Raw genomic sequence first — 16,308 nt, 5'->3', positions numbered from 1 at the left:
GTTATTTTAGTTTTTTTGGATTGAATCACAGAGGGGGAGCCTAAACCCTTGCTAGTTCCTTGCGATTGTCTGCGAGTGGCGGTTGCTCCATCCATTCGTTTTCAATCATGATGTTCGATCCATCGTCTCCAAAAAGCCCAAATTCCATGGTTAGACGGGCATACATGACCGTAATATCATGCCTACTGCTTGCTGCGATACTTGTTCCATAATTGGCTATACTGGCTAAACTCAATACTCGGGTATGATACATCATTAATTTATCGGAAAATGGAGAAACTGTAGAATTCGTTACCTCTGAATCCCATGTCGCAGGTGAGGAAAGATTGTCCTTTTGCAGAAGCGAACCAAAAACCTCGATGTGCTTTTGGGCAATTCTTGTCCCTCTATACATAAATTCTCTAACTTCTTTTAACTTTGCAACCTGGCTAAAACCAGTTAGCAAAATCTTACCTAAAACATTGGTCATAGTGCACACAAATATCGCGGTTATTTCAATCACGTCTAGCGGTCGAGTGTCCCCAAACTTAAAAAAACCTTCTAAATAATTTTGTTTCTTAATAAATTCGACTTTATCTGGGATTGAAGTATATGGAGCCCTAGAATAAATTCCCTTGGACAACATAACTTTACTTGCGTTGATGTTAAGTTCCATTGACGAAGTCAGACATGCGGAGTAAAAATCAAGCACATCTGAACGAGCCATTAAGGGTACAGCCAAACTGTACGCAATTAAACCGGCTCTGGACATATTTTGGAGATAAATAAGGTAAAAAGTATCCGAATATAAAGGAGGAGCCGTTACATTCACATCTTCCTCTTTGAAACCTTCGGGGATAGGAAAGTTTTCTTTGTTAAAGATTTTTGTAACCCTTTCAACGTGGTTAGTAGATAATTTAAGGGCATATTCAATTATAGGACGAACCTCAGTATCTTGAACCTTTGCCAAAAAATATTTAAGAACGCATATCGCCATGCTGTCATTCGAATAGGACAGCCAAAGGTTAGTTATTTCTACCGATGTAAGTCTAATGTTGTGTTCATTTTCGTTAGGCATTGGATTGTTTAATCCTCCTTTAAAGTAATTTAATTTATTATGCACAAATATGGGTATGTTATTACTAAGATCGATAATAGGCCTGATTCTATCCAAAATAATCTGGGTAACTAAAAAGAAGACTATATTTCCTATCGCAGCAATCGCAATCATATTAGAGGAGGAAATGGATATGAATTCAAATCAATTAAACTATATCCGTACGGAAGAAAAGAAGTATCATGAGCAATACTTTGAGGAAAACAGTTTATTTGAGAAAGGTACTTGGTTGGAAAAACCCTCACCTATTGTGCTTGATTTCTTATCGATTCTAAATAGCCTGAAGCCTTTGCAAATACTGGATTTAGGCTGTGGAGTAGGCAGGAACAGCATTCCAATAGCTAGAAAAGTAAAGGACAGTGGAGGTCACGTAGTATGTGTGGATTTGCTTGAAAAGGCTTTGGAAAAACTTGCGGTATATGCGGAAGAATATAAGGTGGATTCTGCTATTACAGTTCAATGTGCGGATATAAGTGATTATACTATTGAAGCTGCGACTTTTGATTACATCGTAGCGGCCTCCAGCCTTGAACATGTAAAGTCCAAGTCGAATCTAAATAAAGTGTTGAGAGCTTTGGTCAAAGGTACTAAAGCCTCTGGCATTAATCTCATATGCATGAATACTAATATTAAGGAATTCACCCTACCCTCTGGAGATGAACGCCAACCACTGTTTGAAATCCTTATTGCTAAGGATGATATGCTTTCGATTCTTCGCGATGCTTATCGGGGATGGGAGGAGCTTCATGTGGGCGAAGGACTGCTTAACCTGGAAGTCAATAGGAATGAAATACCCGTAATGCTGAAGGCAGATCACCTTATATATGTTGCTCGTAAACCATCCGGTTCCTTTTTGTAGTTCTATAAGCTAGTTCAATAGAACATTAAATTTGTTTCAAAAAACATATAAGAGGGTAAAAAAGAAAGGTTAACATAATTAAATAGAAAGCAAAAGGAGGAAGTCGAATGAAAAAACATCTACTAATTCTAGTCTTTATTATTGCGTTATTTTCCATGTTGGCTGCTTGTAATGACAAAGATGATGATCCAGTAATGTCTTCAGATCCAGCAGCATCCTTGTCACCAAGCATGTCATCGTCCATGGCGCCATCGATAGCTCCATCTATGACACCTGAAGCAACTGTAGCACCTTAATTTTACAATTTAGATTAGAAGGCTTTGTTCCTTTGAACAGAGCCTTTTGTAACAGCTATTAAGGTAATAATAGAATCATAAACTGAAAGGATGATTACGATGAATAAAACAACCGATTTACATAAAACAAATGAAGCTGTTGAGGAAGCTGGTAAATATATTTGTGCTTCTGGAGAGACTAAAGATTTTCAAAAGGGTGAGAAGTTCCCGAATTGCCCTATAACAAACGAGAGCACTACTTGGAGACATGCCGAGCATGTTCATAAATCGGGAGAGAAAGTGACTGAGCAAGGACATTACGAAGACATTGATGGAGAGCATAGGGATTTTAATGAAGGAGACACGTTTCCGAATTGTCCCAAATCAGATCAACCCACAACATGGAAACATACAGGGAAGCTAAAAACGGAGCACTAAAACTGTTAGTTATTGATATGAAGACAGACCTTACAGAAAAAGCACGATGCAGCTTCTATTAAAGAAGTGCATCGTGCTTTTTATTTATTATAGGCTTAAATTTTCCATTTCCTGCAAGGCTTTGTGTATCCAGATGGCCGACTGTGAGCCTTCACCCATAGCAACGCTTACTAGTTCGGAATGAACCGCATTATCTCCCGCAGCCCAAACATTCCTTACAGAAGTCATTTTACTGCGGGGATCCGTGACAATATGTTTATTTTCCAAGCGTTCTATGCCTAGCTGTTTCGCAAGGGCGGTGTTCACTTGATTTCCGCCAAAAGCTATAAAAGCCCGCTCTCCATGAATTTCTTGTCCAGTGATTAACGTAACGCCTATAAATTGACCTTCTCCTGCTGTTAGTAGAGTTTCAATGGGCTCTGCAATATAAATAATGCCTTTGGCCAGCAGTTTATCCATAGTTTTCGGTTGTAGTGGTCGCTTGTCATGGTTAATATATGTAATTGCGTCCGTACGACTCAATAACGTTATCGCCATTGCTGCTCCCACCTCACCTGAGCCCATAACGATTGTTTTTCGATTAATTATTTCAAAACTATCGCAATCGGGGCATGTATATACGGTTAATCCCAAGCATGGTACCAAGCCAGAAAAGGGAGGGAATTGCTCCATCACCCCAGTAGCCAGCAATAGCGTTCGGCAAGTATGTTCCTGGGATATATCCTGCATGACTTTAACGACAAAACCATTTGCTGTTTTTTCAACTATGTCAACTTCAGCTTCTACAAAATTAACACCATATTTAGCTGCATGCTCCCTGCCTAATCTTCGCAGCTCCATACCTGATATTCCATCTGGCCAGCCCAATAAATTATGATAGCATTGACAAACTGTGGACCGTCCATAACCTTTATCAATAATTAGAACATGATGCTCATATCTCCCTAGCTGAATAGCTGCCTGTAAGCCCGCAATCCCTCCGCCGATAATGATACATTCATAATCCAAGTGGGATCAGCTCCATTCCATTTATTTTGTAGAGTTTGTTCACCTTACCTTCTTAACCTTTTATATTAGAAATGAACCAATTACTAGATAGCAATGCTGTTTAACTGGATTAAAATACCATCAATTTCGTATTGGTGTCAGATTGTGAGCTTAGTTTTGCCAAGGTATAATTTAACATGTAATCAGGATTGGATACTCGAAATTATTTTGGGAGGAAATTATTATGAAAAAGCGTGGTCTGAATTTTTTGGTAACGGTTACATTATGTGTGTTAATGATTTTTTCATCTTTACAGATTCATACACAGTCGGCTAGCGCAGCAGATACATTGGTCACTTATACAGCACCTGCTGGAGTTGTCGCAAACCCTGATTTTACTGTGAAAGCTCGTACACCGGGAGGAGCATGGGTTGATTTATTTGAGTACAATACAAAAGTTGACATGACTACAAATTCGAATGCATCCATGGTTAATTTCTCAATGAGTGGTACTGTAGAAGTCTCCGTAACTTATAACGGTGGAACCGTTAATTCACGGCAGGTTCGTCCAGTCAGTTATGGCATAGCTCCAACGGCAAGCGGCAACACAACAACATTTACTCTTAACCAACCGCGAAATCTATCCTTTGAAGTGAACGGAGATCGATTACACAACCTGCATATTTTTGCGAATCCTCTTGAAACGAATGTACCTATTCAAGGGGCAGCCGGAGTCATTTGGTTTGGGCCAGGAATCACAAATCTGCCAGGTGGCATTCTTAATGTTGCAAGCAACCAAAAGGTATATCTTGCAGGCGGCGCAGTTGTCCGCGGAAAGCTTGTTTTTACAGATGTCAGCAACTCTAGTGTTTCAGGTCGGGGGATTCTGGATTTCTCCACATTTAATCAAGCTGATAAGCAATGGCGAGGTATTGATCTCATGAGAACATCGAATATTAGCATAGAAGGGATCACTATTCTTGATGCGACCAGTTATGGAGTTTTTGGCGGTAAAGCGTATGGATTAACAGTCAATAATCTTAAAGTAATCAACCGAAGCCAATGGGGGGATGGCATTGATTGTATGGCTTGCGTAAACGTAACCATCGATAATTCATTTCTTCGCACATCTGACGACAGCATTGCAGTCTATGCAACACGGTGGGAATTTGCAGGAGGCAGCCGCTATTTTACCGTGCAAAACTCGACTTTATGGGCAGATGTAGCCCATCCAATCAATATTGGTACGCATGCACAACCCAATGGAACAGATATCATCGAAGATTTAACATTTAAGAATATTGACGTATTGGAGCATGATGAGCAATCTACACAGTATCAAGGAGTCATGTCAATTATGGCTGGCGATAGTGCAACTGTAAGGAACTCTTTATTTGAAAATATAAGGGTAGAGCATTTTACAAAAGGTAAATTATTCTATATCAAAACGGTTTATAACACGGACTATAATCTAGCTCCAGGGAAGAAAATAGAGAATATCACATTTAGAAACATCACTTATAACGGCACAGGGGCAAATCCTTCGGAAATTGCCGGATATAGTGCCACCAATAATGTGGACGGAATTAAATTTGATAATGTCAGAATAAACGGTATCTTAGTTACGAATGCCAGCAGCGGGAATATCACTGTAGGGGCAAATGTACTTAATGTACAATATCTAAATACGGGAACAACGGCAACGCCGACACCTGTGCCAACACCAAGTCCGACACCTCCACCACCAACACCGACACCTGGAGTCATGAATGGGGGCTTGGAAACAGGAGTATTAACGCCATGGACCAATTGGCAAACAGCAAGTGTGGTTAATAATAATGCAAGAACTGGAACTTATGCAATACAACTGACAGGTGGGCCTGGTTCGGCTGAGCAGATCGTTACCGGTTTGCAAGCTAATAAAACTTACACTTTAAGCGGATATGCGAAGACACCAAACGGCGAAGCGGTAAGAATTGGTGTGAAAAACTATAATGCTACGATGGACATTTTTACAGCTATTACCTCATCTGCCTATACACTTGGCAATTTGGCATTTACAACAGGTGCAACGAATACAGCAGCCACTATTTACTTTTATAAACCATCAGGTTCAGGATTGACATATGGCGATGATTTCGCAATTGTTCCAGGTACGCCTGCACCGACTGCGACACCAACACCGACACCTGTTCCTACTCCAGGTCCAAATAAGGTAGTAAATCCTGGCTTTGAATCGGGTGCATTAACGCCATGGGCTAATTGGCAAACAGCAAGCGTAGTAGCCAGTAATGCGAGAACGGGTACGAAGGCTGTGCAATTAAATGGGGGACCTGGTTCAGCAGAACAAATAATCACAGGCTTGCAAGCCAATACAACCTATACACTAACCGGATATTTAAAAACGCCTACTGGCCAAGAAGTGAGATTAGGTGTGAAAAACTATAATGGCGTGATGGATTTATCTACACCTATCACCGCAATTGCCTATACATTAAGCACGCTGACTTTTACCACAGGGGGATCGAATACGTCAGCAACCATTTACGTTTACAAACCGTCAGGCACGGGATTGGCATATGGAGATGATTTCTCTGTGAATTGAAAAGATCAATTAATTTTTATACAAAAGGATACGGCCCGGAAAGTAGATGCGAGATCTACTTTCCGGGCTGTTTATATGCTCGGATTCTCAAATTAATTAAGCGAATAATTACAAAAAAGTAAAAAGTATAAATTTTGAATAATAAATGAATTTTAGATGGTCTTGCTATTAAATATACTTGTTAAGTAAAGCTGAGATATAAAAAATGGAGGTTACAAGATGTCTATTAAAAGCTTTAAACGATTAAATATTTATTTGCTAATTTTAGTAATGGTTTTTCCTGCTGTCTCATTCTTAAATCTCAAAACTACAATTGCTGCAGAAGCACATTCAATTGTGGATGATATGAACGATTTTTCTAAAATGTATCAATATACTACATCTCCCCCTCTACCGGCACCTGTTTCAACAACGGTAGCTATAGCAAATGCCGGTTTTGAATCAGGCGAATTAACACCATGGAGCAATTGGAATACAGCGAGCGTGGTTAACAATAATGCTAGAACTGGAACGTATGCGCTTCAATTGGCAAGCGGACAAGGAGCAGCAGAGCAATCAATTACCGTACAGCCCAATACAACCTATGTGGTAAGCGGATTTATAAAGACGGAAAATGATGAAACAGTAACAATGGGGGTGAAGAATCATAATGGTGTCATGGATCAATCGATCCCTTTTACCTCAGCAGATTATACGGAGGGCGCGATTACATTTACTACAGGTTCCTCCAATACTTCAGCGACGATTTATGTATATAAAGCATCAGGGTCTGGTTTAGCTTTTGGAGACGATTTTACAATTACAACCTTAACATCTCCACCCCCTGCAATAGATCAAGGTGAGAACTTAGTTATAAACCCTGATTTTGAATCAGGTGATCTCCATCCATGGAGCAATTGGAATGCAGCAAGTGTGGTAAACAATAACGCCAGAACCGGAACTCATGCGTTGCAATTAGCCAGTGGCCCTGTTGCAGTTGAACAAACAATAGCCGTCCTACCAAATACAACATATACGTTAAGCGGATATGTCAAAACCGCCAATAACGAAGGTGTCACGATTAATGTTAAAAATTACAATGGTGAAGTGCCGGATATATCATCAGCATCCTTAACTTCATCTTCGTATACACAGGGTACAATTACATTTACAACAGGTCTTTCAAATGCAACAGCAACTATATATATGCTTAAAGGAGAAGGCACAAATTCTGCTTATCTGGATGATGTTAAATTGACTACCAACTTTATGAGAAACGATGCCAATGTGTTTGGCAATGATTCTTCAAGACTTGTAAATACAGACCTAGGATCATTTAATGCCATTTATCATACTCCAAAGAACATGACTTACTTCAAGCTAGATTCGTATGAGAAGAAAAACCAAGCTTCAGATACGTTGAAGTTTTATACATCTATGGATGGGTTAACATATGAGGATATCATAACTACCAAATCAGGAGGGACATCATGCATTTCCTGTAAATATAGTTTTGAAAACGGTATAGCGGGCTGGGATACCTGGTTTCAGATTGGTAATGGCCAGCAAGTGGCTAGCTCATCTAGTGAGGCTCAAGATGGATCGAAATCGGTTCAGCTAAATAACAGCGTTCAAGGCCAAATATCAATGTGGCATGATATATTAACGACCGGTGCCAACAACCCGGCTCCAAATGATCATGTTAAGCTAACAGGATGGATCAAGCTCGCTGCTGGAGCAAGTGTACAAGCGGGGCAAAATCTCAGAATAATAATGGATTACTTTGATGCAGACAATGTGAAGCATCAAGCATTTATTACGACACCCCCCCTTTCACAACAAACTCAAAGCGAACAATGGATCAAGCTCGAGTCGAATACAGATCAGCTTCCGGCTGACACGACTAAAATTACTATTGCTGTTGAAAGTACTATTCTCGGTAGTGTGTTTTTAGACAATATTGAATTAACTTCAGTCAGCAGTCTTGATGATGTTGATTTGGAATGGAAGCAAGAATTATACAGCTCAGGACCGATTCCCGCGAATACGAAGTTTCTCAAAGTGCAGCTCACTAAATCGCATGGGTCTGAACCAGGTATCCAAATAGGACGAATAGAAACAGGTTATTTAGTTGAGCCGCCTGTAGCAAAAGATGCTAATAAGAACACGTTTATCAACGTACCCGTGGAAGGAACCATAAATGCCACAGACCCCAATGAGCAGCTTTTAAGCTTCTATGTAAGTAAAGCACCTGAGCATGGAACTGTGAATGTAGCTGCAAGTTCAGGCCATTGGTCCTATACGCCTGAAACCGATTATTTGGGAGAGGATAGCTTTCAAGTAAGAGTTACTAATGAAGACGGATTTGAAACGACAGCAAAGATAAAGATTGATGTGTTAGATGCCTTCACGTTTCAAAGCATAGATTTTACAGATTCGTCGGGAAATTCTGTCTCTGAATTAAAGCCATCTTCCTCCATCCATGCCAGTATGGAGCTGAAAAACAATACCAGCAGTCCCAAAAACGCCATTTTGGTCCTTGCGCTTTTTGCTGCTAATCATTCGGTAGAAAAACATGTTTATATGGACGTTACGCTTCAAGCAGATGAGGTGAAAATGTTTAACGGCGGATTTGATTTGCCTGCAAATGTAGATGGCTATTATGTAAAAGCTTTTGTGCTAAACGATACGCCATCCGACATCCAAAACAGTTCAGAATTGAAGTATTTATCTAATATTTACAGATTTCCTTTTGATATGGATTTTGAATCAGGGATTCCAGAGAACTTTATTGCAAAAAATGGATTCTCTTTTACAGAGGCTGCAGATTACGTTATCGATGGGGAAAGCTCAATGCTGGGAGATACAACAGAGAGTTTAATTGAATGGAATGAATACTTTCATTCGGCTAAAGGTGTATTAAAGCCCAATACGAACTATAATATCTCCTTCGATTATAAAATATTGGACAAGCCTGCAAATACAGAAATTTATTATCTATTTCGTTCCAAAAGCTTGCAGGATGCTATCAAGTTTACCTTGATGACGGCAGAACCAGGAGTAGTCAAGCATATTGATCAAAAGGTTTCGATCGGGGATAAAACCGACTATTCCTTATTATTCGGTATCCACAATAAGGGGATAGTTGCCGTCGACAATATCCACATCATGGAAACCAATCAGGCGGGCTACACTGCCGCTGCGATTGGAGCCTCTTCGGTACAAAAAAATCTAACATTACCTGAAGGTCCAGGAGAAATCATCATAGATTCACCCCATGTAACTAATGGAATCGTCGTCAATGCCTCGGAGTTTGGAGTTAGTGAAGCTAACAATGACAATTATCAAGCATTTACCGATGCAATAACTTACAGTAAGGAGCATAATGCTTCCAAAATGATTGTGCCTAAAGGCATTTATCATATTCGTACGAATACCTTAGATTTTGGTGACTTGACAGATTTTGAGTTCGACGGACAAGGCTCCGAGTTGATATTTGGTAAATTTACTAATCCTACAACCCGATTAATCTATGTGCATGATTCATTGAGAGTCGTTTTTAAAAACGTATTCGTAGATTGGAATGAAGATGAGGATCCCACTTCTAGCCGAGCTCAGGTTGTTGCAGTTGAGCCATCGGGAGAATATGTCGATTTTAAGTTTCCAAATTACAATACAGCTGTAAGAACGTCCAATTTCCGGGATTTTCTTCCCCTTGATCCTCAGAGATTAACGATAGGCGTTGATGGAGCTAAAGAGCTTCCGATTTCCTTATTTGCATCCGAAAGAGAATGGATTGCTGAAGATACGGTCCGCTTAAGAGTGAATAATCCAGAGGCTATATTGGATTTTGCAAAGGTGGGGAATGAATACGTTCTGCGGCATTACACTTATGATATGCACGGTATTGTGATGAATAACAATGCTCATCTAATGTTAGACAACGTTGTGCTTTACTCCATTCCTGGACAGGGCTTCCTGGTGGAAAACGGACAGCATCACTGGCAACTGCTTAATTGCAAAGTGACTCGCAGGCCCGGCACTAATCGAATGATGTCATCGACTGCTGACCACTATCTTGCCTATAATACAAAAGGTTATTTTATCATTCAAGGCTGTGATTTCGGATTTGGCGGAGACGATGGGATTAATACTCATGACAATATAAGTATGGGTATAACTGTAATCAATGATCACAAATTTATCGTTAATAATGAAAAGTGGAGAACGCCTTACAAGGCGGGGGATTTGCTTGAATTCAGGAACTCCGATCTGTCTCCCACTGGATTTACTTCGGAGATTGTAACAGCGGTTTGGAATGGAGCCGAGAATCAAGGCACCATCACGATAGCGGATGCACTTTCTACAGATTTGCAGGAATCCAGCAATGGCATAATTTTATTTAACAGAGCTTACGATAGTGGGAATTATATCATTCGAAATAACTATATTCATGATAACCGGGCAAGATCAATTCTAGTTCAGACACCAAATGGTCTGATCGAGAATAATCATTTTTACAGGAATGAGCAGCCCGGCATGCAGATTGAAACCGGTTATGATTCGGCAACCTGGGCAGAAGGGTTTGGAGTGAATAACGTAATTATTAGAAATAATATATTTGATTCTACTAATGTGAATACCAGCTTCAGAGAGAAAAAGCCTGCTCTTTATATGAGTGTTTACTTGCCTAGCGGGCGAAGCGCTTATCCGATTTTTAATAATATCTTGATCGAGAACAATACGTTTAAGAATTTCCCAGGTGTATCGATGTTTATATCCTCAGGCAAAGATATTATCGTAAAGGGTAATTCATTCATAAATGACGCGAGGCCAGAAGCGGTGGATAAAATTCGCGGTGGAATATATACCGAACAAAGCTCGGACTTAACCATTATTAATAACAAATGGATTCAATCCGATCAAATGAAAAGCTATGGTTTATATTATGATAAGGAAACAACCAGTAATATTGTTTTTGAAGGAAACAGCATAATTTCGAATAGCAATAGTGAAGATTCGGGAGCACATCCCGTAGAACCTACACCAATACCAGCTCCAATTTCTACATTGAAACCTTCGCCAATACCTACACTAGAACCCAACAAGGCAGCTGAAATACTAAAAAAGGTTGAGGCTGAGCTAATAGATTTATTTGCGAAAAAACCAACAAATGAGGATTCGCAAACAACGAGCAGGAGAGCGACTAAAGCTATTCAAAGTGCAATTGAAAAACAATCTGAGCTAAACGTATCAAATTCAGTTAAGGTGACTGGGGAAGTAGCTACTCTTAATATTGAGCTAAGTCAGTTTACGGATTTGTTTAAAACAATTCAGGAAAATGCCAGAATACTCAATGATAAATTAAAAGCTATGGATGAAAGTGCTGAAGCAGCAAAAGTAACCGTCACATTCGATTTGGGTGAGCAAGCATCGAAAGAATTTAAGATTCCAATTAATTTCAGTTTAATTCAAAAAGCAAAAGAAGCTGGGATTGATGTCGTCTCGATAAAAGTAAATGGTGTTTCTTTATCGGTTGATGTGGATCAATTACAAGGTGATACAACATTAAATATAGCCAAGCAGCCTTCGTCTATTGCAATGAATGCTACAGAATTAAAGCTTGCTTCAGACGTTTATGAATTTGAATTCTTAGATAGCGGCAAAAATCAGATTGTGTTTACCAAGCCCGTCTTGATTAAATTGCCGATTGCAGATATAACAAGTCTTAATACGGATATTCTGACACTTGCCAAAATAGTTGATGGTAGCCTAGAATTTTATGGAGGTCAATACAACGAGGAAAATCATTATTTTGAAGGTACTCGTAAATCATTCTCAACCTATGTCATTGTAGAAAACAAGGTCGTATTTAACGATATTTCAGGCGTGCAGGCTTGGGCAGGCAGAGATATTGAGATCGCTGCTGCCAAAGGTATTCTGCAAGGACGTACAGCTGGGATATATGCTCCCAATGATTCCGTCACCCGGGCTGAATTTGCTGCAATGCTGGTGAGGGCATTCAACTTGGAAGATAGCACTGCCGTTTCCACATTCTCAGACGTCAATGACAATGATTGGTTTAAATCATCCGTAGCCGCAGCAGCAAAAGCTGGATTACTAAATGGGCGTTCATCGGATTTGTTTGCACCAAACGAGAAGATTAGTCGAGCAGAAATGGCTGCTATTGCGGCAAGAGCGCTCAAAGCTGTGAAAGGCTTTAAGAATGTAGACTCTGAAAAGGCGCTTGCTAAGTTTCAAGATGCCCTGTCGATTCCAATGTCTTTAAGAGATGAGGTTGCCTTAGCAGCAAGTTTGGGAATTGTTGTCGGTACGGATCACCAATTTAGTCCACTTGGTTTATCTACACGTGCTCAAGCTGCCGTTGTGATTTCAAGACTATTAAACCAATAGCTCAACTCCATTTTTATATAAAACAAGCTGGAAATGGTGTATAGTTATGTCAATAATATCTCCTGTTATTAGGGGCTGGCTAGGATTTTCCTGCTACCCTAATTACGGAGATTTTTATTGTATATTTGATGATCATGCATCTTAGGAACATTCTTGGAGGGTGAATTTATGTATAAAGTACTACTTGTAGATGATGAAATGCTGGCAAGAGTGGGGATTAAGCTGATTATTCCTTGGGAAGAGTATGGGTTCGAGATTATTGCAGAGGCTGAGAATGGGCAAAAAGCAATCGAGGCATATCAACAAGTAAAACCTGATTTAATTCTAACGGATATCAAGATGCCCGTATCGGATGGAATCGACTTGATTAAAAGGCTTAAAGGTGAAGGTGAAATTTTTAAATTTGTCGTGTTAAGCTCTTATGAGGATTTTTCTTATGTTAAGGAAATGTTAAGGCTGGGAGCAGAGGACTATATCTTGAAATTAGAATTGAACCCGGATGCAATTATTGAAATCTTAAAAGTAATTAAACAGAAATTAGACCAGGAAAAAAAGGAGGTTGAAGAGCGGATAGGCAGTGAGAAACAAATTTATTCCAATCGTTCTGTGATGAAAGAAAAATTCTTAAAGGATTTAATTTTGGGTTGGATGTATGACGACAGAGAAATTGCCGAGAAGCTGAAGTTCTTAAATTTAAAGCTGTCTCCAAAACACTTAATGTGTATTATTCTCAATATCGATAATTTGGAGGTTTATAACAAATACAAAGGAAATGATGTGTATTTGCTTAATTTCTCGGTTGTTAACATTGTCGAGGAGATTTTGCACAATTTCACTTGGGGATATATCTTTTGTATGAATTCCAATGAATTTGTGATTATTTATTCTTCGCAATCCACAATAAGCAGGCTGGAAGAGCAAGAGAAAATCCTCCAGTTGACTGATCGAATTAAGGGGACACTAATCAAGTTTCTGGGAACATCCGTTACTATTGGGATCAGCAACCCGCATGCCCATTTTAATAATCTTAATAAATGTTATATAGAAGCTCAGAAAGCGATTAAATCTAGCTTCAATTCCAGACACGGCTCAACGATCTTCTATCATGAGCTGACTGAAGCTCAATACTTAAAGAATCTAGCTTCTGAAGACCTGTCTATTAAAATACAAGAAGAATTAAGAAGCCTTCAAGATGCTATAGATAATTTGGATGCAATAAAAGTAAATCTTTTCTTTGATGGAATGGACCGAATTACTCAGGGGAGTCAGATACCGAAAGAAATGATTAAAGGAGTTTGTTTAACTCTGATTATCGTTCTAAAACCATCCTTTCCTGACTTATGGGAAAATGATCCCTATGAACAAATTGATCAATTCTCTTTAAAGCTGCAATTTATCACATGGCTGCAAAATCTAAGAAAAGCTTTAATGCATTATCTAAGCGCTGATGTGATAGAAACGAGGCTTATTAGAAGAGCCAAGCAATACATTAGAGATCATTATCGAGATGTGGTTTCCTTAGAGATTGTGGCTGAACAGCTAACTATCACGGCAAATTATCTAAGTGTTTTATTTAAGAAACAGACAGGTAAGAATTTTATATATTATGTATCTCATGTAAGAATTGAAAAAGCGAAAGAGCTCTTAAAATCAAACCAGCTGAAAAACAGTGAAATTGCTAGATTGATTGGATATGAGAATGAGTTTTATTTCAGCCGTGTATTTAAGAAGATTACGGGAAGTACTCCTCAAGACTTTAAAAACAACGCTAAATATTAATAAATATGTTTGTACGGACAGGGGAGAGCCAAATGAGAGGACTATCCAAATTAAATATCAAAAGAAGCATTCATGCAAAGCTGCTAATCTCTTTTATTGTTGTTATTATTTTTTCGACGTTGGCCACCAGTCTGTGGTTTTACAATATTTCAGTGAATGTTGTGGAAGAAAAAGTGAGTACCTCCTTTGTTGATAATCTTACTTTTGTCGGTGGTGGGGTTGAGGATCAATTGACCAGTATTTATGAATTGTCTGAATATATCTATGTGAATCATGATGTTAATAAGGTTTTGACATCCAGCTATAGCAATGATTTCGATTATTTCAGCGATGCCTCTAGAGTGCAGCAAGTCTTGCAAGACTATTCTTTACACCGCCATATTTTTTCGCAGCTATCTTCGATTATTATTACAGGGAATAACGGGAAAAATATTAATTTTGGTGAAAATTCTGGCAGAATAGATCTTGAAAAATTGAGGAGTAAACCCTGGTTTGAAGCGACTAAGAAACTAGATGGCAAGGTTTTATCCTTAGGATTAACTGAAAATGATGCAGGATATGCAACTTTTGGTAATAAATATGTCTTTTCAATTGCAAGATTGCTAAAGAACAGTGAATTGGAGAAATCGGGAATCGTATATATAAGCTTTTATGCGTCTTTCTTGGGTGACTTATTAAAAACATCAAGTATTAACTCCAAATCAGCCATTACAATCGTTGATAATAACGGAAAGGTTGCCTACGATACTCAATCCCTTATACCAATGAACTCCGAATATCCAGCTTTGAGTCAAATTAAACAAGAAAAAGGCTCGTACATATCTACTATTTCTGGAAAAAAATATTTAACCGCTTATTTTCATATTGCTAAGTTTAATTGGTGGGCTTTTCAAACAATTCCTTATAAAGAGCTTACTATTGATAATAATGCCATTTTCACAGTGGTGGCTATGATCTTTTTTATATCCATTATCTTCACAAGCTTAATTTGGTTCTTCATTTCCTCTAGTATAGTTAGACCAATTAAAAACCTGACATCGGTCATCAAGCAGTATAGTACACATAATACCTTAACTAAAATAAAAGTATCTACTTATGATGAAATCGGCTTGCTTGGCGCAAATTTTAATCATATGATCGATCGAATTCAAACTTTATTCGAGGATTGGACAGATGAGCATACCAAAAAGAAAGAAGCAGAGTTTCAAGCACTGCAAGCTCAAATAAATCCTCATTTTATTTATAACACTTTAAATACAATCCGTTGGATTGCCATTATTCAAAAATCGGATAGCATCAAAGAAATAGTAGATAGGTTAGGCAGCATATTGCGTAACACCTTTAAGAATACGAACCCAACCGTAACGATTGGCGAAGAAATCGATTTTATACAAGATTATATTACCATTCAAAAGTTTAGGTATAATGATAAGTTTGATATGGTTGTAAAGGTTGATAGCGAAATATTGGATTATCAATGTCTTAAATTCATTCTGCAGCCATTTATTGAAAATGCGATTTTTCATGGTATTGAACCCAAGGATGGTTATGGGCGAATAGTGTTAAGTATTCAGTATCAAGAGGATGATCTGGTCATTTTCATTGAAGATAATGGAGTGGGGATGAATGTGGAGGAAACTCAAAAAGCCAGGGGTATCGGTATGCGAAATGTGCATCAAAGAATTCAATTAACGTACGGACTAAATTATGGCGTTCAGATTGAAAGTGTAATTAATGAATATACACAGATAAAAATTACCTTTCCTGCGCTGAAATAACTAAGCATAAGTAAAAAGTATAAAGGATGAATAATAAGTGAATTTTAGGTGGTTTATGTATTAGATATACTAGATTTGTAAGCAACTATATATTAGAG

The 16,308-nt window shown here is 38.6% G+C and carries 9 protein-coding genes; 7 read left to right on the top strand and 2 right to left on the bottom strand.

Annotation, left to right across the window (positions count from 1 at the left end; translation table 11 throughout):
* Positions 1 to 40: 40 nt before the first annotated feature.
* Entirely contained in the window at positions 41 to 1,210 is a 1,170-nt protein-coding gene (locus EHS13_RS26130) for a DUF3231 family protein (protein ID WP_155703199.1), read from the bottom strand.
* A gap of 19 nt (positions 1,211 to 1,229) precedes the next feature.
* Here EHS13_RS26130 and EHS13_RS26125 point away from each other — a divergent pair, with 19 nt between their 5' ends.
* The 3 genes from EHS13_RS26125 to EHS13_RS26115 all read left to right on the top strand — a co-directional run bounded on the left by EHS13_RS26125 (position 1,230) and on the right by EHS13_RS26115 (position 2,668).
* Positions 1,230 to 1,955, top strand: a complete 726-nt coding sequence (locus tag EHS13_RS26125; RefSeq protein ID WP_155703198.1) for a class I SAM-dependent methyltransferase — start codon at positions 1,230 to 1,232, stop codon at positions 1,953 to 1,955.
* Between the two features lie 107 nt (positions 1,956 to 2,062).
* Complete coding sequence (locus EHS13_RS26120; RefSeq protein WP_155703197.1) at positions 2,063 to 2,251, top strand: hypothetical protein; 189 nt, start codon at positions 2,063 to 2,065, stop codon at positions 2,249 to 2,251.
* Between the two features lie 99 nt (positions 2,252 to 2,350).
* Complete coding sequence (locus EHS13_RS26115; RefSeq protein WP_155703196.1) at positions 2,351 to 2,668, top strand: hypothetical protein; 318 nt, start codon at positions 2,351 to 2,353, stop codon at positions 2,666 to 2,668.
* Between the two features lie 87 nt (positions 2,669 to 2,755).
* Here EHS13_RS26115 and EHS13_RS26110 read toward each other — a convergent pair whose 3' ends face one another.
* Positions 2,756 to 3,676: an NAD(P)/FAD-dependent oxidoreductase gene (locus EHS13_RS26110; protein WP_155703195.1), complete on the bottom strand. Its 921-nt coding sequence runs from the start codon at positions 3,674 to 3,676 to the stop codon at positions 2,756 to 2,758.
* A 223-nt stretch (positions 3,677 to 3,899) separates the two neighbouring features.
* Here EHS13_RS26110 and EHS13_RS26105 point away from each other — a divergent pair, with 223 nt between their 5' ends.
* The 4 genes from EHS13_RS26105 (at position 3,900) to EHS13_RS26090 (ending at position 16,210) form a co-directional block, all read left to right on the top strand.
* Positions 3,900 to 6,260, top strand: coding sequence for a carbohydrate binding domain-containing protein (locus EHS13_RS26105; RefSeq protein WP_155703194.1), 2,361 nt, complete (start codon positions 3,900 to 3,902; stop codon positions 6,258 to 6,260).
* Positions 6,261 to 6,479: 219 nt separating this feature from the next.
* Positions 6,480 to 12,653, top strand: a complete 6,174-nt coding sequence (locus EHS13_RS26100; protein WP_155703193.1) for an S-layer homology domain-containing protein — start codon at positions 6,480 to 6,482, stop codon at positions 12,651 to 12,653.
* A 168-nt stretch (positions 12,654 to 12,821) separates the two neighbouring features.
* On the top strand, positions 12,822 to 14,432 hold the full coding sequence (locus EHS13_RS26095; RefSeq protein WP_155703192.1) for a response regulator: 1,611 nt from the start codon (positions 12,822 to 12,824) through the stop codon (positions 14,430 to 14,432).
* A gap of 32 nt (positions 14,433 to 14,464) precedes the next feature.
* Positions 14,465 to 16,210: a sensor histidine kinase gene (locus tag EHS13_RS26090; protein WP_162463260.1), complete on the top strand. Its 1,746-nt coding sequence runs from the start codon at positions 14,465 to 14,467 to the stop codon at positions 16,208 to 16,210.
* Positions 16,211 to 16,308: the final 98 nt, after the last annotated feature.

Source organism: Paenibacillus psychroresistens, from assembly GCF_009728935.1.
Taxonomy (GTDB): Bacteria; Bacillota; Bacilli; order Paenibacillales; family NBRC-103111; genus Paenibacillus_AC; species Paenibacillus_AC psychroresistens.
The sequence above is the reverse complement of the archived record's forward strand: the minus strand, read 5'-3'. Positions and strand labels throughout refer to the sequence as shown.

Excerpts from the sequence above, each read along its gene's own strand:
- EHS13_RS26130 (WP_155703199.1), bottom strand. The coding sequence starts at position 1,210 with ATGATTGCGATTGCTGCGATAGGAAATATAGTCTTCTTTTTAGTTACC.
- EHS13_RS26125 (WP_155703198.1), top strand. The coding sequence starts at position 1,230 with ATGAATTCAAATCAATTAAACTATATCCGTACGGAAGAAAAGAAGTAT.
- EHS13_RS26120 (WP_155703197.1), top strand. The coding sequence starts at position 2,063 with ATGAAAAAACATCTACTAATTCTAGTCTTTATTATTGCGTTATTTTCC.
- EHS13_RS26115 (WP_155703196.1), top strand. The coding sequence starts at position 2,351 with ATGAATAAAACAACCGATTTACATAAAACAAATGAAGCTGTTGAGGAA.
- EHS13_RS26105 (WP_155703194.1), top strand. The coding sequence starts at position 3,900 with ATGAAAAAGCGTGGTCTGAATTTTTTGGTAACGGTTACATTATGTGTG.
- EHS13_RS26100 (WP_155703193.1), top strand. The coding sequence starts at position 6,480 with ATGTCTATTAAAAGCTTTAAACGATTAAATATTTATTTGCTAATTTTA.
- EHS13_RS26095 (WP_155703192.1), top strand. The coding sequence starts at position 12,822 with ATGTATAAAGTACTACTTGTAGATGATGAAATGCTGGCAAGAGTGGGG.
- EHS13_RS26090 (WP_162463260.1), top strand. The coding sequence starts at position 14,465 with ATGAGAGGACTATCCAAATTAAATATCAAAAGAAGCATTCATGCAAAG.